General features: G+C 45.3%; 14 protein-coding genes. 8 read left to right on the plus strand and 6 right to left on the minus strand.

Annotated elements, in window-relative coordinates; all coding sequences use genetic code 11:
- Positions 1-117: 117 nt before the first annotated feature.
- A complete protein-coding gene (locus OH461_RS11620; protein ID WP_270020781.1) occupies positions 118-822 on the plus strand; it encodes a DUF445 domain-containing protein in 705 nt (234 codons plus the stop codon).
- Between the two features lie 71 nt (positions 823-893).
- On the opposite strand, the gene OH461_RS11625 is transcribed toward OH461_RS11620, so the two are convergent.
- The 5 genes from OH461_RS11625 to OH461_RS11650 all read right to left on the minus strand — a co-directional run bounded on the left by OH461_RS11625 (position 894) and on the right by OH461_RS11650 (position 8,253).
- A complete protein-coding gene (locus tag OH461_RS11625) occupies positions 894-1,361 on the minus strand; it encodes an Lrp/AsnC family transcriptional regulator (protein WP_270020782.1) in 468 nt (155 codons plus the stop codon).
- A 498-nt stretch (positions 1,362-1,859) separates the two neighbouring features.
- Entirely contained in the window at positions 1,860-3,350 is a 1,491-nt protein-coding gene (putP, locus tag OH461_RS11635) for a sodium/proline symporter PutP (RefSeq protein ID WP_270020784.1), read from the minus strand.
- Between the two features lie 68 nt (positions 3,351-3,418).
- Positions 3,419-4,117 (minus strand): 1-pyrroline-5-carboxylate dehydrogenase, encoded by a 699-nt coding sequence (locus tag OH461_RS11640; protein ID WP_270020785.1) that lies wholly within the window; start codon positions 4,115-4,117, stop codon positions 3,419-3,421.
- 1 nt (position 4,118) lies between these two features.
- Entirely contained in the window at positions 4,119-7,250 is a 3,132-nt protein-coding gene (gene putA / locus OH461_RS11645) for a bifunctional proline dehydrogenase/L-glutamate gamma-semialdehyde dehydrogenase PutA (protein ID WP_270020786.1), read from the minus strand.
- Between the two features lie 187 nt (positions 7,251-7,437).
- Positions 7,438-8,253, minus strand: coding sequence for an AraC family transcriptional regulator (locus OH461_RS11650; RefSeq protein ID WP_270020787.1), 816 nt, complete (start codon positions 8,251-8,253; stop codon positions 7,438-7,440).
- Positions 8,254-8,692: 439 nt separating this feature from the next.
- On the opposite strand from OH461_RS11650, the gene OH461_RS11655 reads away from it, so the two are divergent.
- From OH461_RS11655 to OH461_RS11665, 3 genes are all read left to right on the plus strand, one after another.
- Positions 8,693-9,799: a PEGA domain-containing protein gene (locus tag OH461_RS11655; protein ID WP_270020788.1), complete on the plus strand. Its 1,107-nt coding sequence runs from the start codon at positions 8,693-8,695 to the stop codon at positions 9,797-9,799.
- A 153-nt stretch (positions 9,800-9,952) separates the two neighbouring features.
- Positions 9,953-11,779, plus strand: a complete 1,827-nt coding sequence (locus tag OH461_RS11660) for an SUMF1/EgtB/PvdO family nonheme iron enzyme (protein ID WP_270020789.1) — start codon at positions 9,953-9,955, stop codon at positions 11,777-11,779.
- 310 nt (positions 11,780-12,089) lie between these two features.
- Positions 12,090-12,800, plus strand: a complete 711-nt coding sequence (locus OH461_RS11665; RefSeq protein WP_270020790.1) for a helix-turn-helix transcriptional regulator — start codon at positions 12,090-12,092, stop codon at positions 12,798-12,800.
- Positions 12,801-12,874: 74 nt separating this feature from the next.
- Here OH461_RS11665 and pdxH read toward each other — a convergent pair whose 3' ends face one another.
- Positions 12,875-13,510 carry a pyridoxamine 5'-phosphate oxidase gene (gene pdxH / locus OH461_RS11670; RefSeq protein WP_270020791.1) on the minus strand — a complete coding sequence of 212 codons (636 nt, stop codon included), beginning with the start codon at positions 13,508-13,510 and terminating at the stop codon, positions 12,875-12,877.
- A gap of 225 nt (positions 13,511-13,735) precedes the next feature.
- On the opposite strand from pdxH, the gene OH461_RS11675 reads away from it, so the two are divergent.
- From OH461_RS11675 to OH461_RS11690, 4 genes are read left to right on the plus strand one after another with little or no spacing between them, the layout of a single operon-like run.
- On the plus strand, positions 13,736-15,127 hold the full coding sequence (locus OH461_RS11675; protein WP_270020792.1) for an HlyD family type I secretion periplasmic adaptor subunit: 1,392 nt from the start codon (positions 13,736-13,738) through the stop codon (positions 15,125-15,127).
- Between the two features lie 46 nt (positions 15,128-15,173).
- Positions 15,174-15,836, plus strand: coding sequence for a transglutaminase-like cysteine peptidase (locus OH461_RS11680; RefSeq protein ID WP_270020833.1), 663 nt, complete (start codon positions 15,174-15,176; stop codon positions 15,834-15,836).
- A 5-nt stretch (positions 15,837-15,841) separates the two neighbouring features.
- Positions 15,842-17,752: a bifunctional diguanylate cyclase/phosphodiesterase gene (locus OH461_RS11685; protein WP_270020793.1), complete on the plus strand. Its 1,911-nt coding sequence runs from the start codon at positions 15,842-15,844 to the stop codon at positions 17,750-17,752.
- Between the two features lie 15 nt (positions 17,753-17,767).
- Positions 17,768-19,885, plus strand: a complete 2,118-nt coding sequence (locus OH461_RS11690; protein ID WP_270020794.1) for a type I secretion system permease/ATPase — start codon at positions 17,768-17,770, stop codon at positions 19,883-19,885.
- Positions 19,886-19,899 lie beyond the last annotated feature (14 nt).

Consider the following 19,899-nt stretch of genomic DNA (forward strand, 5'->3'; position numbering starts at 1 on the left):
GACAGCATGCAGGATATTTACATCCAGCAGACGTGACAAAATTTCTATCCAAGCCTTTGCTTGGTATATACTCGCCCCACTTTGTTTCAATCCCAACATTTGATAAATAAGCGTCCAATGAATAAGAGTCTACTCACTAACATTATCGCCCTTGCTCTTTTAGCCGGTGGCCATCAAGCTGACAACCAAATTGCCTTTTACGCGGGTCTATTCGCCTTCTCAGGTGCGATTACTAACTGGCTTGCTATCCACATGTTGTTTGAGAAAGTGCCGGGCTTATACGGTTCAGGCGTTATCCCTGCTCGTTTTGAAGAGTTCAAAGCAGCAATCAAGAATCTGATGATGGAACAGTTCTTTAATGAACAAAACATCGACAAGTTCTTAAGCCAAGAAATGGCAGGAGAAAAAACGCTAAATCTTGAGCCAGTGATTGCTAAGGTGGATTTCAACCCGACGTTTGATTCATTAGTTGAAGTGATCGCAAACTCACCGTTTGGTGGCATGTTGGCGATGTTTGGCGGTACAGAAGCATTACAGCCACTCAAACAGCCGTTCGTAGAAAAGATGCAGCAATCAGTGATTGAGATTAGCCAAAGTGACACGGTTAAAGACGCGCTAAAAGATCAGCTTGAATCTCCAGCTATGATGGATGAAATCAAAACCAATATTGAAAACATCATCGATCAACGCTTAAGTGAGCTGACACCTCAACTGGTCAAAGAAATGGTACAAACCATGATAAAAGAGCACCTAGGTTGGCTTGTGGTTTGGGGTGGTGTATTCGGCGGCCTGATTGGTATCGCGTCCTCTTTCATCGCTTAATCGTCGTTACTAACTACCCTCTTAAACGCAAAAGGAGCACAACATGTGCTCCTTTTTCAATTTTGTTTGGGTTATATCTGCGCAGCACTGACTCCGAAACTGGTCTTATGCTCTTCGATCACCACTTCACTCCGAGTTTGAATAACACCGGGTAAGTTGCCCAACTTCTGTGACATGAAGTGCTGATACTCTTTCATACTGCGCACACGCACTTTGATCATGGTGTCAAAATCCCCCGAAAGTGAATAGCAAGATTCAATTTCAGGCATATCTTCAATGGCTTTAGCGAATTTTTCAAAAATAGAGAAGCTGCTTTGATCTAGACGAATATGAATAAAAACTTGCACATCTAAGCCAAGTTTTTCCGCATTCAACTCAGCATGATAACCAGTAATATAGCCTTCTTTTTCCAATCGTTTTACACGATCAGAGCAGGGAGAGGTAGTGAGGTTGACATGACGCGCCAACTCAACGATAGCGATTCTTCCTTGGTTATGCAGAACACGCAAAATTTCGCGATCAATTCGATCTAATTCCATGATCAACTTCCATAAATGTCATTAGTACAACGGCTTATAAACCAGTTAATCACACTATTTGGAACAAGAAAAACGTAATTGCGTAAGATTCAGTAAGAAAATGTTTATGCGGCTTTTACATTCGGCAAAATTGTCGTTTGCGGCTCTGACTGATGATTGCACGCACGGCAATAGTATTGCTTCTCCATTTTCACGTAATGGTCGCCTTGTACTACTGTGGAGAAAAAGCAGAAAAATGCTTTAAATAATGAATCCTGCGTTTGGTCACAGCGTTTCATTACAATTTTATGAGCGGTCTTCTTATGACAGCAATCGCAGTACATTTGTGGCATCACTTTTCTCCCCTATATTTCGCCAGTCCTTGAAATTGACTCTTTTATAAACAGTTGGTTCCCTTAATTGAAATTTGTGTATCAAAAATGTGACTCAGGATTAAATTTTCCTTGGAAGAATAAAAAAGCCCTGCTACGCAGGGCTAAAATCATTCACCTATAAGGGCTAATCAAGTTCTATTAGCTGCTTCTCAAAATCCTTATGTTGAGCTTGAACAGCTTCTTCTGGCTCACCCGTTAGACGACTTACTGCCACAATTGCAATTGTTGAAAGAATAATACCTGGGACGATTTCATACACATCGAACCAACCACCAGACAATTGCTTCCAAACCACAATGGTCACACCACCAACAATAATACCCGCTAGTGCACCGTTACGGTTCATCTTAGACCAGTACAAACTCAGTACGACCGCAGGGCCAAATGCTGCACCAAAACCTGCCCAAGCGTAAGAAACTAATCCAAGTACCGAGCTATCTGGTGTCATCGCTAAAATCAGTGCCACAATTGAGATAGCAACTACCGCAATACGGCCTACCATCACAATCTCTTCAGAGCTTGCGTCTTGCTTGAAGACTTGCTTATAAAAGTCCTCAGCCAATGCCGATGAAGACACCAACAATTGAGAATCGGCAGTACTCATGATCGCCGCTAGAATCGCCGCCAGTAAGATACCCGCTACCACTGGGTGGAACATAGCATTCACTAATAGCATGAACACTTTCTCACCATCATCGAGTGTTACGTTGGCAGAGTTAGTCACGTAAATTAAACCAACTAGACCAACAAGCATTGCGCCAATCATAGACAATGCAGTCCAGATAACAGCGATGCGACGGGCTGTCGTCAAATCTTTATTGGTTCGAGACGCTTTAAAACGAGCCAGAATATGTGGCTGACCAAAGTAACCTAGACCCCATGCAACCAAAGAAATAATCGCAATAGCGGAAAGCGGTTTACCCGTTGAATCATCCCACAGTGTTAATAGCTCAGGGTTAATGCGTTCAAGGCTCGCACCTAAGTCGCTAAACCCACCATCCATTGCAACAATTGGCACGATCATCAGCGCTGCGGCCATAAGAAGGCCTTGCACTAAATCGGTCCACGATACCGCAAGGAAACCGCCAAACAGTGTGTATGACACAACACAAACGGTTCCGATGATGACCGCAGTGGTGTAATCAAGGCCAAATACTGTTTCAAACAATTTACCGCCTGCCACCAAGCCTGAGCTGGTGTAGAAAAGGAAGAATAAAAGGATAAAGAAAGCAGAAATTGTTTGAATCAGCTTTGATTTGTCATTAAAGCGACGCGATAAGAACTCTGGTAACGTTAACGCATCTGTCGTGATGCTGTAAGTACGCAGACGCTTAGCACTGATCAACCAGTTAGCCCATGTTCCCACAAGCAAGCCACCCGCAAGCCAAAACGCTTCAATACCTGCCGCATAAGCGTAACCCGGTAGACCAAGTAGCAACCAGCCACTCATGTCTGATGCACCCGCAGATAACGCTGCCGGCCAAGGGCCAAGTGAGCGTCCACCTAAGAAGTAGTCCGTTGAGTTTTTCGTTCGTTGATACGCAATAACACCTATCGCTAACATCATGATTAAGTAAGCGATAAATGTGGTTGTAATAGCAAAGCTATTTTCCATGTGTTTTTCCTCTTAGCAAAAAGATCACCCACTGTGGCGGTATCCTCCGTGGTACCGCCACAACAGGGTTAGTGAGCATCGGTCCCAAGTTCTAACAAGGTCGCGTTTCCACCCACTGCTGTTATATTTATTGTTCTCGTTCGCTCGGTAATAAACCGAAGCGACAGATGCGAATCATGAGCCACATTGAGTGCATCAAGATCCGTTTCTGAAACCAAACTGACAATCGCACCTGTACGCGTTGCCAATTGTCGATTAAGGCTTAATTCCGCCTTAGTTGAACCAACCCATCCCACACTACGCACATCCGATTCCAATACCTGCTGAAAGGCATCAAAAGAGGTAAATTGCATAAGATTGGTTGGTAAAGAAGACTGCTGATAAGCAGCATCCAAGTTTTCTGTGAAATCCTGATCGTCTGAACAAATCACCACGCTGTTCCCAGCAACGAGTGCCGCTGTAATCTGCGCCATCGCCGCGAGTTGGGCGTTATCTGAAGTTTGCTCGACGATAATGGCAGCAACACCACGCCCAGCGGTGTAAAGTTCGTTCGTTTCACCAGTTGGGCCAACCAACTGATGAGTTTGTGCCAACAAAGCACTCGCTTGCTCTAGGTGAAAACCAATCACTGCACCCAGCTTTGGTTGGCTTTGCGCCAAAATGTTTTTGACCGATAACAGAGCTTCGGTTTTCGAATCAAAATCGGTTAGGTTCCAATTTTCCCAAGCTGAAAACGCATCAGAAAAACGAATCACTTGATGAACCATATTATTTCTCCTCTGCGTTGTACGTTGCTTGAGTAAAGCGATAGAGATAATGAGGGCCACCCGCTTTCGGCCCGGTACCCGACAATCCTTGACCGCCAAATGGCTGTACGCCTACCACCGCACCAACTTGGTCACGGTTGATGTAACAGTTACCCACGCGTGCGTGTTTTTCTATCCAGCGATAAGTGGTTTTATTACGACTATGAACACCCATGGTTAAACCAAAGCCAGTCTGATTTATTTGCTCTACCACCTGAGTTAATTGATTGGCCTTGAAACGAACCACATGCAAAATTGGGCCAAACTGCTCTTCGGTTAGGCAGGCAATGTCATCAATTTCAAATGCGGATGGCGCGATGTAATCACCATGGACACAAGTCTCTGGTAGGTTGAGTTGGGTGATGGTCTTTTGCGTGGTGCTCATATGCTCAATATGCGCTTGCAGTTTCTGCTTCGCTTTTTGATCAATCACAGGGCCCACATCGGTTGAGTGAAGATGTGGGACACCGACCGAAAGCTCCTGCATTGCACCTTGAATCAAAGCGATGATTCGATCTGCGATATCTTCTTGTACATACAGCACGCGCAGTGCACTACAACGTTGACCTGCGGAAGCAAAAGCTGAGCGAATCACATCACGGACTACTTGCTCAGGTAACGCAGTGCTATCAACGATCATGGCGTTCTGACCACCCGTTTCTGCGATAAACGGTACTGGCGCAGTCTCACGCTCGGCCAAGGTTTTATTTATCAATTGGGCAGTCGCCGTCGAGCCCGTAAAGGCGACTCCGGCAATCGCCGGATGAGAGGTCAAAGCATGACCAATGTCAGAGCCTAGACCTGGCAATAGTTGAATCACACCATTGTCAAAACCCGCATCTAGCATTAGCTCTACCGCTCGGTGGGCTATTAAGCTCGTTTGTTCTGCTGGTTTAGCAACAACAGTGTTACCGGCAACCAATGCGGCGCTCACTTGGCCAAGGAAGATAGCCAATGGGAAATTCCAAGGGCTAATACAAACAAATACGCCACGACCCGTTCGTGATACCTGACGAACCTGTCCATCAAAGCCCGTTACCGCCAATGACCCCAAGGCTTCAACTTGTTTGGCGTAGTAACGACAAAAATCAACCGCTTCACGCACCTCATCAATGCTGTCATGAATAGTCTTGCCCGCTTCTTGATGACACAGTGCCACCAATTCAGCCAAGTTTGCTTCTAGCAAATCTGCCAGCTTATCCAGTTTGCTTGCGCGCTCGTTGGCAGATGTCTGCTGCCAAGCACTGAGTGCTGCCTGTGCGCCATTAATGGCTACGGAAACATGATCAAGGTTTGCCATCGCAACACGCCCGACCTGCAAACGTCGATCATATGGGGCAGTCACAGTTTCAACATGCGAACTATCCTTGATCATGCTTTCGGTATTTAGCTGACCATTCAGTATTGGCGCAGCGTTCCATTGACGAGTAAGCCAAGCTTCCACTTGCGCCTCAAATGGGCGAGCTTCGCTTTCTATATCAACGTTGATTCCCGCTGAGTTTTTCCGTTCTGTAAAGACATCCGGCGGCAGAGGAATACTGCGATTATTTAAGCTTTCATAGGCAAGCAAGCTATCAATAGGGTGAACAGTTAAGCTCCCAACTGGACAGCGAGCATCAACTAAACGGTGAACAAACGAGCTGTTCGCGCCATTTTCTAACAGTCGACGAACCAGATACGGTAGCAAATCTTTATGGCTTCCTACTGGTGCATAAATACGGACTGACTGTTTATAAGTCTCCATGACGTGGTTATAAAGCGAATCGCCCATGCCATGTAAACGTTGGAATTCAAACTCTTTATGCGTCGCCATTACCGCAATTGAAGTCACGGTTTGAGCGTTATGAGAAGCAAACTGCGGGAAGATATTGCCTTTTACATGCTCGCTCAATAAGAAACGGGCACAGGCGAGGTAAGCAACATCTGTCGCTTCTTTGCGAGTGTAAACCGGATAGTTTGCATAACCCGCTTGCTGAGACCACTTAATTTCACTGTCCCAATACGCCCCTTTCACCAAACGCATTGGAATGCGATCGCCCTGCTGTTTGGCCAAACCATTGAGCCAGACCAACACAGGTAGCGCACGCTTGGAATAGGCTTGCACTACTAGGCCAAACTTACCCCAACCTTTAACCACATCACTGCGATATAGTTTCTCAAACAATTTTAATGACAGCTCTAAGCGATCCGCTTCTTCTGCGTCAATGGTGATTGCCACGTCTAGCTCTACTGCACGAGTAAGCAATTGTATAACGGTGTCATGCAACTCGGTCAGTACGCGCGCTTCATTCGCCACTTCATAACGAGGATGCAGCGCAGACAACTTAATAGATACAGAAGGCGCAGGGCTTGTGTCCAAGCCATATTTGTCACGACCTACCGCTTCAATAGCCATCAAGTAATCTTTGAAATATTTATTCGCATCGCCAGAGGTAAGAGCGGCTTCACCCAGCATGTCGTAAGAATAGGTAAACCCTTTATCGCGCATCGCCTTACCGTTCTTCTGCGCTTCGGCAATGCTACGACCCAATACAAACTGATGCCCCATGATTTTCATCGCTTGATGCATCGCTTTGCGGATCACCGGCTCAGACATCTTATTGACTAAACGATTGACCGCTTGAGTTGGGCTTGGGGATTGCTGTTCAGATAAACCCACCACTTTACCCGTCAACATCAAGCCCCAAGTAGACGCGTTGACGAAAACTGAATCCGAGTTTTTCAGGTGTGATTTCCAATCCGCGACACTGAGTTTGTCGCGTATTAAAGCATCGGCGGTTGCCGCATCTGGAATACGCATCAATGCTTCAGCCAAGCACATCAATAAAATGCCCTCTTGAGTATCGAGACTGTACTCAAGTAACAAGGCATCTATCATTTGAATCGACTTCTTATCTGCGCGAATAGCTTGAATAAGCTGCGTGGTTTTATCTGTGATGAGCGTTTTTTCAGCATCACTTGGCGTCGCCAAAGGGAGTAATTGTTTCAGCCATTGGGATTCATCCACCATATAAAGTGGAGAGATCAACGCCCAAAGTTGGTCGAGTGGCTGTTCAACAAAATCAGCACTTAACACATCGGTTGCTGTAAACATGCGTTTTCCTCAATCTCACACCTGACAAATGTGCAGGTTTCCTACAATGGCTTGCAGTGTATTTTGAGTGCACGAGGAATACTTGTCAAAAACTCCGGATTATTTGCTAAAAACTTCGATATTTAACAAAATAAAAACATGATCACATCACAATAAACAAAATTATCGATTAGTTTTGTTTTCTTTTTTAACCAAATTGTTTCTTGTACTGTGACGGCGATACGCCTTGCAAGCGAGAAAAACTGTGCGTGAAGGTACTCTGGCCTGAGAACCCAGTCAGCTCAGCCACTTTACCTAGCGTAAACTGCCCTTGCTCAATCAGCTTCTTCGCTTTATCGATACGTTTGTTTAATACATATTGGTGAGGCGTGATCCCCATATGTTCTTTAAACAGCATATGAAATTGGCTTTCGCCCAAGAACACGCTACCTGCCAACTGAGCCACTGAGATTTTATGCGTGAGATGCTGTTCGATGTAACGGTCGATGGCTTCTAAGTCGAAACGGGACTCTTTCTGTCGAGAAGATAACGCCGAAATATGACGATTAAGCAACGCCATCACGGTGTCATTACAAGCGCGGCTTAACAGTAGGTCATTGGGGCTAGCTTGCATCTCTGCGACCAGCATTTGAATTAACTTTTGGATCTGTCCGTCTAATTGAAAATAGGTTTCAGACTGATTAAGCTCATTTAAGCGCTGCAGCATCAAAGGGTCATCATTGTCTGGCGTTGGCATGTTCAACACCAAAATATCCGACTGACCTACCACACCACCAAAGGCATGCCCCGAGCCCGATGTCACGACACAACCTTGCCCCGGCCCAACTAAATTGCCGTAACCACTTACTTCGAACTCCGCTTGTCCCCTTAAACCAATCACGATTTGGGTATAACTGTGATCATGGCAATCCATATAAGAAGGCAGAGTCACCAACTCAGCAGGTTTGGGTGACAAAATTTTGGACATATCAAGGTCAATTGGTGGTGTCTTTGCGTCGCTCATAGCGTTCCTATTAGGCGATCATAGAAAAGAAGTTTGATGGTATACCAATTCTCGTTTGATCTCGAAAATTTCTGCAATACGCATGAAAATGCATAAATTACTTCAACAAACTGTTCAAATCTCTTTTGCAAATCAGCGCAAAAGTGAAGATTTTCCTACCGGAAGAATGATCAAGTGCACATAAATTACGGCTGATGTCACTCCTAAGCCGATTACCTGATAGGAAATGTCATTCTTTACTTGCTTATTTCCGTGAACTCCCCAAAATAATGCGTGGTACTTTGGATTTATTTTTATAAAGTTATGATAGTCTTATCCTCCAGAGTGCTATAAAGGATAGTAGACACTTGTTGATGGCAGAAAACCAATGGACTGTCAAAAATTTGTCTGTGATTGTTCTTACTTTAGTGAATTTAAACGTTAATTGTTGTAGAGACTTATGATAACACGTCGCATCCCCGCGCTTTTGCTTGCGCTAAGCCCATTTTGGGTATCGACATCGGTAGTTGCAGAGAGTGCAAACTCAACGGATCCTGTAATTGCTATCGATAACAAATTAAGTAGTAAACAGTCAGAAATGAACAACCTTGCTGCAGAATACGATGCAGAAGCTGACAGTTACCAACAACTGCAAAACGAGCACGGCAAACTTAAGCGCGATGAAAGCGAATTAAACGCAAAGCGTAATCGAGCTAAATCTGCTTTGGACAAACAATATAGCCGTCTTTTAGAAGATCCAGATATTGATTTAGTGAGTTTCCAAAAAGCTTACCAAGATGCTTGGAGTGCAGTTAAAGCTAACCAAACTGCACTACTTGAAAGCCAGCAATCAATCACTGAAAGTGAAATTCGCCTTTCTCAAGTAAAGCAGAAGCAAGCACGCCTTTCTTCTGAGTTCTCATACTTAGAAGAGCAAAAAGTAGAAGCTCGTATTAAACGCCTTGAAGCTGAACTACGCGAAAGCGATGTAATGCAAACAAGCTTTAAAACAAGTTGTTCTGCGACAATGACTTTAGGTGAATGTACAAGCCAAGGCCAATACCTAACTAAGCAAAAAGCCGTTAAAGCATTTAAGGCTAAGTTGATGGACAGCCTAACTGAATCAAATATCGCGAAACAAAACGCGAAAGGTGTTCAGCTAAATGTTCACGTGCAAGATAGCCAAATCATGCGTTCTGGTTTTGAAGGCAACAACAGTTACTTCACTGAAATGCAGGCTCAGCTTCAAGCGAAGCCAGAAGCGACTGCAGCATGTAAACTTCTTAACGTGTCTAGCCGTTACTGTCTAAAAGACGCTTCAACGGCACAACAAGAAAAGAAGCAAGATAAAAACTGGGTGAGCGTGACCGTTCGCTCTGATCAGTACAACGACTCCGTTACAATTAACGGTGTTGATTACGGTAGCACACCAGTTGAAGTGTTACTGCCAAAAGGTATCCACCAAGTTACCGTGACTAAGCAAGGTTACCAAACCTACAACCGCGAAGTGACGATTAACCAAAACGATACAGTTTGGGTGAAACTTCGCTCAAAATCCGAAGGTTAAGTCAAACATAACCTATGCGATAAAAACGAGCTAATTCACAAAGATGAACGAAAACGCCATTTTGCTTCTAAGTTACAACGATAACTTAAGACAAAGTGGCGTTTTCGTTTAGAATAGGTCAATTAACCCAATTTAAGATGTAGAAAGACTAAGATGCGAACAAGTTTATCCACTCTCCTGCTGGCATTATCTCCTTGCCTCATGAGCACGACTGCGTTTGCTGAAGACACAGCACCCTCTGTTGTGGCGATTGATGATCAACTCTTCACCAAGCATACTGAACTGAAAGAAGCCCGCAAAGCTCTTGATGAACAAGAGACTACCGTATCTCGTCTCACCACCGAGCTAGAAAAAACCAACAGTATCAGCGCAGAACTGAGCGATAAATTTGCTGCAGCCAAAAAACAACTCGACTCTGACTACAAACGCATGATTGATGATCCAAGCGTCGATATTGCGTCTACTCAAGCGGTTTACCAAGGTGCATGGAACGCGCTGAAAACGAGCCAATCAGACAAGCTATCTGCGGCGCAAAGCCTAGAGGAAGGTCAGCTTGAGCTGAGCAAGCGCAAAGCCGCTGTAACAGCGATTGAGCAAACCATCGCTGAATTTGATGAAGTCAAAATTCGTGCGCGCGTTGCTCGCTTAAACGATGAGCTTGAACCAGCCAAACAAATTAACGTTAGCTTCACCAATCGCTGTCAAGCAAACATGACCCTATCGCAGTGTGATGGGCAGACCAAAGAGCTTGCGCTACAAAAGGCGGTTAAGCAGTTCCAAAGCGAATTGTTAGCCCAAACAACAGAATCTGAAGTAGTGGTTGCGAATGCCAGCAAAACACCACTTAACATTCATGTACTGCGCCACTCTACGTCACAATCTGGTTTCTACGACGGCGAACGCTACCGTGCAATTATGGATGTAGAGCTTGAAGCGCGTCCTAACGATACCGCAGCTTGTCACCTATTAGGGGTTGATAAACAATACTGTTTCGCTCCGGGCTATACCTCTGGCGATCAATTCGACAATGAAAAAGAAATTGCTTGGGTAACCTTGTCGCTTCGCTCGAACCAATACAATGACAGCGTATTTGTCGACGGTGTTGCTTACGGAAGTACCCCAGTAGAGATCATGCTCCCTGTCGGTCAGCACAATATTCAGATTCATAAAGATGGTTACAACAGTTTTGACCAAAATCTCACCATCAAATCTGACCACAATCTAAAAGCCGTTCTCAAACAAAAAGCCAACCCACTGCGTGCAGGTGATCGCTTCGCAGATTTGCTAAAGAGTGGCAATAAAGCACCGCAAGTTGTCACCGTTTTACCGGGTCGTTACTTAATTGGCGAACACGCATCCGATCAAGTTACCCTTGATCATGCTTTCGGAATGGGGGCGACACCAATCACGGTCAGTCAGTTTGAACAGTTTGTTGCTCAAACCGATTACCAAACAGATGCAGAGCTTAAAAACACTTGTACCGCTATTGTTGCTGGCGAAGTGACTGCGGTTGAAAAGAGCTACTGGCGCAATCCTGGCTTTAAACAGTCGCCACATGCACCTGTAGTATGTATTAGCCAAAACGATGCTCAAGCGTACGTAAAATGGCTAAGCAAACAAACAGGTGCCCATTACCGACTACCAAGTGAAGACGAGTGGGAAGTTGCGGCTCGTGCTGGTAGCCAAACCAATTATTGGTGGGGCGACAACTTTGTTGCTAGCAATGCCAATACCGGTTGGAGCAGCTCTCCTTGGTCAAATGTGAGTACCTCTCCAGTTACAGCCTTTAAAGCTAACCCACTTGGCATTTACGACACGGTAGGTAACGTTTGGCAGTGGACGGACAGCTCGCAAGGCATCACTAAAGGTGGCGCATGGAACTTCTCGCCATCTAAAGCAGTGGCGCACGAAAGGTTATATCTATCGTCTTCGAGCGCAGCGAACTATGTCGGCTTTAGGGTAGTACGCGACATCAACTAAAACCGAACCATTTTAGATAATTAGGGGGGAATTCCCCCCTTTTTTGATCCCAAAATTCTCGGTAACCTTTGTTCTGAGTTCTGAAATGAAAGCATCAGAACTCGGTACCAATATCGATTGTTGGTGCGTCTATACTCAGCATACCCTCGCTGAGTCATAGAACCTCTTCTACACGTCGACAAGAACTATTCTTGTTTTTGCCAGATATCTAGCGATATCTGGCTTTTTTTATTTCCTCAAGTTCTTGAATAACTTAAACTATAAGCCTCTGATATCATATCTATAACTATTATAAAAAGAGAAGAACGGTATGAACCAAAACCTCTCTTCACTGATGGCCCAACTACCGGGCTACTGGGGATGCAAAGACCTCAACTCTGTATTCGTCTGCGCCAATCTCGCCTACGCCAATTTAGTCGGTTTTGACACGGTAGAGCAACTGATTGGCAAAGCCGACAATGATGTCCCGTGCCAGACGGCAAACTGTGCCAAAGACTTTCAACAGCAAGATCAATACGTCGTCCAAACTGGTCGCTCACTCAAAGTACTCGATATCCACCCCTACCCCGACGGTAGCTGGCATGCGCACATATTTACCAAAAAGCCATGGCTAGATGAACATGGCAAGATACAAGGCAGCATCTTTTATGGGCAAGACCTTACCGAAACCGCGATTCTGGAAGTTGGACACTGGGTATGTCGCGCGACAGGCTTAGATGACATTTGCCAACTCGCCAACAGCACTCACCTGCAACACGCACAAGAAAAACTCACTCAGCGTGAGCAAGAAGCATTATTTCTGCTGCTGTATGGAAAGAAACCGATCTACATAGCATCAGCAATGAATATCTCGATAAAAACCTTAGAAAGCTATGTAGCTCGTTTAAGAGCGAAGTTTGGTGCGCACAGCAAAGCCCACTTAATCGATCTCGCTTTAGAAAGAGGCTACGGCTCGGTCATTCCGCAATCTCTGTTAAAAAAACAGCTGTCCGTCATTTTGCATAATGAACCGAATCACTAAAGTCACACGACTGCGTTTGATCATTAAATAATGCCTATAAAAAACGCCGCTAAGTTAGCGGCGTTTTTTTGATTCTATGGTGCAAGTCGGTCGATATCCCACTTGTCATCATCGTGAGAGTACAAGAACCTGTCATGCAAGCGATGCTCGCCACCTTGCCAAAACTCAATACTGGTAGGTCGAATTCGGTAGCCACCCCAAAAAGATGGCACAGGAATTTCGCCGTTAGCGAACTTTTGTTTTAATTCTAAAAACTTACCTTCTAACACACCACGCGCCGAGATTCGGCTACTTTGCTTACTCGCAATAGCGGCAATTTGGCTTTCTTTTGGACGAGAAGCAAAATACTTGAAGTTTTCAGCGGCAGTGAGCTTTTCAGCAACACCCACAATATTGACTTGTCTTTCCAAGTTATGCCAAGGGAAGTGCAAGCTCACTTTTGCATTGTGCTCGATATGCTGCGCTTTACGGCTACCCAAGTTGGTATAGAAAACAAATCCGCTAGCATCACAGTGCTTAAGTAATACGATGCGTTGGTATGGCTGACCCGTCTCATCCACAGTCGCGACTGTCATGGCCGTCGGATCCATCAACTTCGCATCCACTGCTTGTTGTAACCAAAAATTAAACTGATCGATAGGATCTTTCAGCAAATCTTTACGACGTAGGCCGCCTTGCGTGTATTCGCGGCGAATATCTTCAAGTTCCATCTCATCTCCTGCACATTTTTTTGGTGATTGTGCGCGCATATTATTGATAACTCAATACCCTTTCTGATTTAGCGTCTAAACTTATCTTAATGATTATGAAACTCGTCACCCTTCAATATTCAGAATTCTCAATTACAGGACAACGTTTTAATAGCAACTTCTTAACATAGCTGTGTTAAGGTAATAAAATCAAACAAATACCTTCGTATTTAATAGGATAGACGAATGAGTAAAAGCAGTTACGACCGTCTCGATAACAACGAGCTCGACTACGTAGATGATAAAACTGCCGCCTTACTTTTAAATACGCCAAGCAGTGCGCGTATCATGCTTTGGCTGATGCTGCTATTTTTCATCATAGCAGTGGCTTGGGCGTCTTGGGCAGAGATCGACAAAGTCACCGTCGGACAAGGCAAAGTTGTGCCTTCTTCCCAAATTCAAGTTGTGCAGAATTTAGAAGGTGGATTGGTCAAAGAGATTCTCGTTCGTGAAGGCGAAGTCGTTGAAAAAGGCCAACAGTTACTGCTTATCGATGATACTCGCTTTCGTTCAGACTTTCGTGAGCGTGAACAGCAAGTCGCCAACTTAACCGCCAGCGTATTGCAGCTTTCGGCATCACTCACCAGCGTCACCATCAATGAAGATTTTGACTCCAATAACTGGCAGAAAAACGTCATTCTCGATTACAGCAAACTGGCCTTCCCTCTCGAGTTTGCAGAGAAGAAACCCCAACTTGTCGCTCGCCAACAAGCTGAATATCGCCAAGACCTGAATAACTTACGTAACCAAATTTCTCTCATTGACCAACAAGTTAAGCAAAAACAACAAGACTTGGTCGAGATTCAAGCACGAGTAAGAAACCTGCGCAGCAGCTATAACTTTGCGCGCAAAGAGCTAGATATCACTCGCCCGCTGGCAGAGGAAGGCGTCGTACCGCGTATTGAACTGCTCAAGCTGCAACGCCAAGTCAACGATACTCGTCGTGAAATGACTTCAAGTGAGTTGAAAGTACCTGTGCTTAAGTCAGCAATCCGAGAATCAATGCTAAGCCGTATTGATGCGGCACAGAAGTTCCGTTCTGAGCAACAAGAGAAACTCAACGAAGCCCAAGACCGCCTATCCGCAATGACAGAATCCACAGTGGGATTAGAAGACCGTGTGAATCGTACCGTGGTTATTTCACCTGTTACCGGCACAGTCAAAACCCTAAACATCAATACCGTCGGTGGTGTCATTCAGCCGGGTATGGATATCGTTGAGATCGTTCCGAGTGAAGACACACTTCTAGTGGAAGCGAAAATCGCCCCACAAGACATCGCTTTCCTTCGTCCTGATTTACACGCCATCGTGAAATTTAGCGCCTACGATTTCACGAAATATGGCGGCCTTGAAGGGGTGCTTGAACACATCAGTGCAGATACCACGACCGATGAAGAAGGCAACAGCTTTTACTTGGTTCGAGTCCGCACCTCAGAAACGAGCTTAAGCGAAGATAATTCTCTCCCTATCATTCCCGGTATGACGGCATCGGTTGACATCATTACCGGCAAACGCACTGTTATGAATTATCTACTAAAACCAATCCTTAGCGCCAAAACCAATGCACTTAAAGAGTAATTTGGGCGCCAACATTAAAACAGTAATGTCGCGAATTGCCCAACACATGAAGTACGCGACAATTGCTGGCTTAGTACTGTTTAGCTCTAGCGCTTCGATGGCGCTAAACAGCAAAGAACAACGACTTGTAGAAGCGGTTGGCCGTGTCTATGGAGAACGCGCAGCCAAACGAGTAACCACTTGGCGAACAGAAATGGCACGCTATAAGAGCCTGTCAGAAAAACAAAAGCTGACCCAAGTGAATCAGTTTTTTAATCAGCTTAATTTCGTGAACGACGATAGGCTGTGGGGGAAAAACGACTATTGGGCAACACCACTGGAATTTCTAGGCAGTAACGCAGGGGATTGTGAAGACTTTACCATTGCTAAGTATTTCTCTTTATTGGAATTAGGAGTCTCAGATAAGAAACTCCGACTGGTGTATGTTAAAGCCATCACTCTGAACCAATTCCACATGGTTCTTGCGTACTACTCAACACCCAGTGCCGAGCCCGTGATATTGGACAATATCAACCCAGAGATTAAAACCGCGTCGAGTCGTCGCGATCTGCTACCGATATACAGTTTTAATGGTCGCAATCTTTGGCTTATGAAATCAAAAAACGGACAGTTGGCAGGGAAGTCATCACGCCTGAGTTTATGGAATGACCTCCGTGCCAGAGAGAAATCACTCAAATTAAACAAACCAATTGTAAATTTCGATGAGTAGATAATATGACTTTATATAAACAACTTATCGCGGGGATGCTTGCAGTGTTTATGCTGCTTATGGTGTCGGTGTTTGTCATTGAATTTAACACTACCCGTAATAACCTTGAGCAGCAACAACGCTCTGAGGTAAACAACACCATCAACACCGTTGGCTTAGCGCTCGCCCCCTATTTACAGAACAAGGATACCGTTGCAGTCGAATCTGTTATTAACGCTCTGTTCGATGGCAGTAGCTACTCAGTGGTACGCCTGCACTTTCTTGATTCGGACGAAGAAATTGTTCGTACCTACCCTATCCAACCCAATAACGTACCCGCGTGGTTCACCAAACTTGGCCTGTTTAGCAAAATCCATGATAGCCGCGTCGTGACAAGTGGTTGGATGCAGCTCGCTGAAGTCGAGATTGTCAGCCACCCGGGTGATGCTTACACTCAGCTTTGGAAAGCATTCGAAGACTTAGTGATCGCCTTTTGCTTGGTGTTCTTAATCGGTGTGTTTGCCATTTCATTTATCTTGCAGCGTGCACTGCGCCCACTGCAAAACATAGTGAGAAAGATGGAGCAGGTAGCCAAAAACCAATTTGGCGCCCCATTGCCGCGCCCTAACACGGTTGACTTAATCAGCGTGGTTGACGGCATTAACAGCATGTCAGCTCAGGTTGAGCAAGCGTTCAAAGACCAAGCGAGAGAAGCTCAGCAACTACGTGAACGCGCCTACATTGATACCGTATCGAACTTAGGTAACCGTGCCTTCTACATGAGCCAATTAAACGCTTGGTTAGGCGAAGGCGGCTATGGCGGCGTTGCCCTACTCGAAGCGACATTCATCAAAGACTTGTACGAAGAAAAAGGCTACGAAAGTGGTGACAATATGGTGCGTGAACTAGCGGACCACATTAAGTTGTCACTAAACTCACCAGACATCATTTTAGCCCGCATCTCTTCTGACGAGTTCGGCTTTATCTTGCCTAACATGGATGACAGTGAGCTCAAGCTACTAGCGGGCAGCATTGTAACTTACGTGCAAGATTTGAACTCCGATCCTACCGGCATGGCCTCTCCTGAATTTGCGCTAGGTGTCGTGCACAATAAGAGCGGTAACACTAGCTCTGATATCTTAACTATTCTTGATAACGCATTGGCTGCAGCCAAAGGCAACCCAGAAGAAAACTTCGGTTATATTTCCAGCGACCAATCTGGTGATCTTATGGGTAAACAGCAATGGAAAACTCTGGTGGACGAAGCCATTAATAATGATTGGTTTACGTTCCGCGTGCAATCCGCCAACAATAGTTGGGGGCAAACCTATCACGCAGAGGTGTTTACTGCGATTGAGCATGGCGACAAACGTTACAGTGCCAACCAGTATCTATTCGCTCTTGAACAACTAGACGCCAGCCATCTGTTTGATCAATACGTTATTGGCGCCATGGCAACCAAACTTGAACAAGGCGAATTTGACTCTCCATTGGCGATTAACATTGCGCAATCCAGTATCGCCCAACCAAGCTTTATCCGTTGGGTAAGCCAATTGCTCAACAAGCATAAATCAATTGCACACCTACTCCATTTCGAGATCCCAGAGAACTGCTTTGTTCACACGCCGCACTACACCGCACTATTTTGTAATGCCATTCGTGCTGCTGGTGCAGACTTTGGTGTCGACAACTATGGTCGAAACTTCCAATCGCTTGATTACATTAACGAGTTCCGTCCTGCGTATGTGAAACTCGACTATCTTTATACTCATCACCTTGATGATGAAAAACAGAAATTTACGTTAACCTCTATCTCGCGTACTGCACATAACCTTGGCATTAAAACCATCGCTTCGCGGGTAGAAACTCAAATTCAGTTGGACTTCTTGTCTGAGCACTTTATAGAAGTTTTCCAAGGCTTCATTGTTGATAAATAGACTAAGGCTTAGTGTATGCAGGATCCGCTACTAAATTCGCTTATCTACGTTAGCCGTTATTATGGATTAGCGAACTCTCCAGAAGCGCTCATCAATGGTCTGCCACTGTCAGATGGCAAGTTGACACCATTTCTATTCCCTCGTTCGGCAGAGCGAGCAGGGCTTGTCGCCAAAGAGAATCGAGCTAACCTGAACAGTATTTCTGGGCTCGTACTGCCTGTGGTGTTACTGCTCAAAGGTGGCGATGCGTGTGTTCTCAATAGCTTCAGTGCCGATCAGAAAGAAGTAGAAATTGTCACTGGTGAATCTGGCTTAGTTCCTGTTTCGATTCCAATTGAAGAACTCAATGAGCAATATGCGGGCCGCTACTTCTTAGTTAAGAAGCAGTTCCGCTATGATGAACGCTCTCCTGAAGTTTTAAAGACGAAAGAAGGTCACTGGTTCTGGAGTACGATTTGGCAGTCAAAATCCATTTATCGCGACGTCCTTATCGCCTCCATTCTGATTAACTTATTCGCCGTCGCAGCACCTATGTTTACTCGCTTGGTGTATGACAAAGTCGTGCCTAATCTGGCTTTTGAAACTTTATGGGTATTGGCGAGCGGTATCTTCGTCATCTTCTTGTTCGATTTAGTCCTCAAGCTCATGCGCAGCTACTTTATCGATGTAGCGGGTAAGAAATCCGACATTCTCATTTCCTCAAAACTGTTTAGCAAAGTGCTAGGGATTCGGATGGAATCTCGCCCGCCTTCGGTGGGTGCATTTGCTCGCCACTTGCAAGAGTTTGAATCAATTCGCGAATTCTTTACTTCCGCGACCATCGGCTCGTTGATTGATTTGCCTTTCGCTATTTTGTTCTTATTGTTGATTTGGCTGATGGCTGGCAACCTCGTATTAGTGCCTATCGCAGGCGTACTGATACTCATCATCTATTCTTTGTTGATTCAAGGCCCATTGCGACAAACCATCGAAGAAGGCTCTCGCTTAGCTTCGCAAAAGTATGCCAATTTAATTGAGAGCCTATCTGGCTTAGAAACCGTTAAATTATTTGGTGCGCAAAGCCAGTTCCAGTACCGTTGGGAAGAAGCCGTTGCACACATGGCAAACTGGAACATCAAAAGTCGTCGTATCACTGACGGCATTCAAAACACGGCTGGATTTGTGCAGCAGGCTTCTAACGTCGGCATGATCATTCTGGGTGTTTATCTAATTGCCGAAGGCGACCTCACAATGGGTGGCTTGATCGCCGCAACTATGCTGAGTGGCCGCGCGATTGGCCCTATGGTTCAACTATCATTGCTTTCTACACGCTACAATCAGGCCAAATCTTCAATGACCATCATCGAGCAAGTGATGGCCATGCCCGATGAGCAAGAAGAAGGTAAGCGCTACATCCACCGCCCAATTGTTCAAGGTAAGATTGAGTTAGATAAAGTGACTTTCCACTACCCTGACTCCCCTATTGCTTCCATTCGAAACTTAAGCCTGACCATTAACCCGGGTGAAAAAGTGGCGATCATCGGCCGAATTGGTTCGGGTAAAACGACCCTAGAACGCTTGATTTTAGGCTTATATAAGCCCACAGAAGGTCATGTGCGTATTGATGAAACCGATATAGACCAACTCCATCATGTGGACATCCGACGTAACATTGGCTGTGTTCCGCAAGACTACCACCTGTTCTACGGCTCAATACGTGACAACATCACACTTGGTCGTCCCCTTGCTGATGATCGTGACGTGATGGATGCCGCTAACCGAGCTGGCGTAACCGTATTTACTCAACAAGACCCTGCTGGTCTAGAGCGTCAAGTGGGTGAAGGTGGTCTACTACTTTCAGGTGGTCAACGACAAGCGGTGTCAATTGCACGCGCTCTGTTAGGCCGTCCGCCAGTGCTACTGATGGATGAGCCCACCAGCGCAATGGACAATCGTTCAGAGATGCACATTAAGCAGCAGCTAGCGCAATTGAAAGAAAGTGAAACGCTGATATTGATCACTCACAAAACCTCAATGCTGGATGTGGTCGACCGTGTCGTAGTGATGGAAAAAGGCTGCATCATTGCCGATGGCCCTAAAGCGGAAGTACTCAATAACCTGATGCAAGGCAAAGTACGAGCTGTAAATACCTAAGACGAATGAGATAA

Source organism: Vibrio sp. LaRot3, assembly GCF_027587025.1.
GTDB lineage: Bacteria > Pseudomonadota > Gammaproteobacteria > Enterobacterales > Vibrionaceae > Vibrio.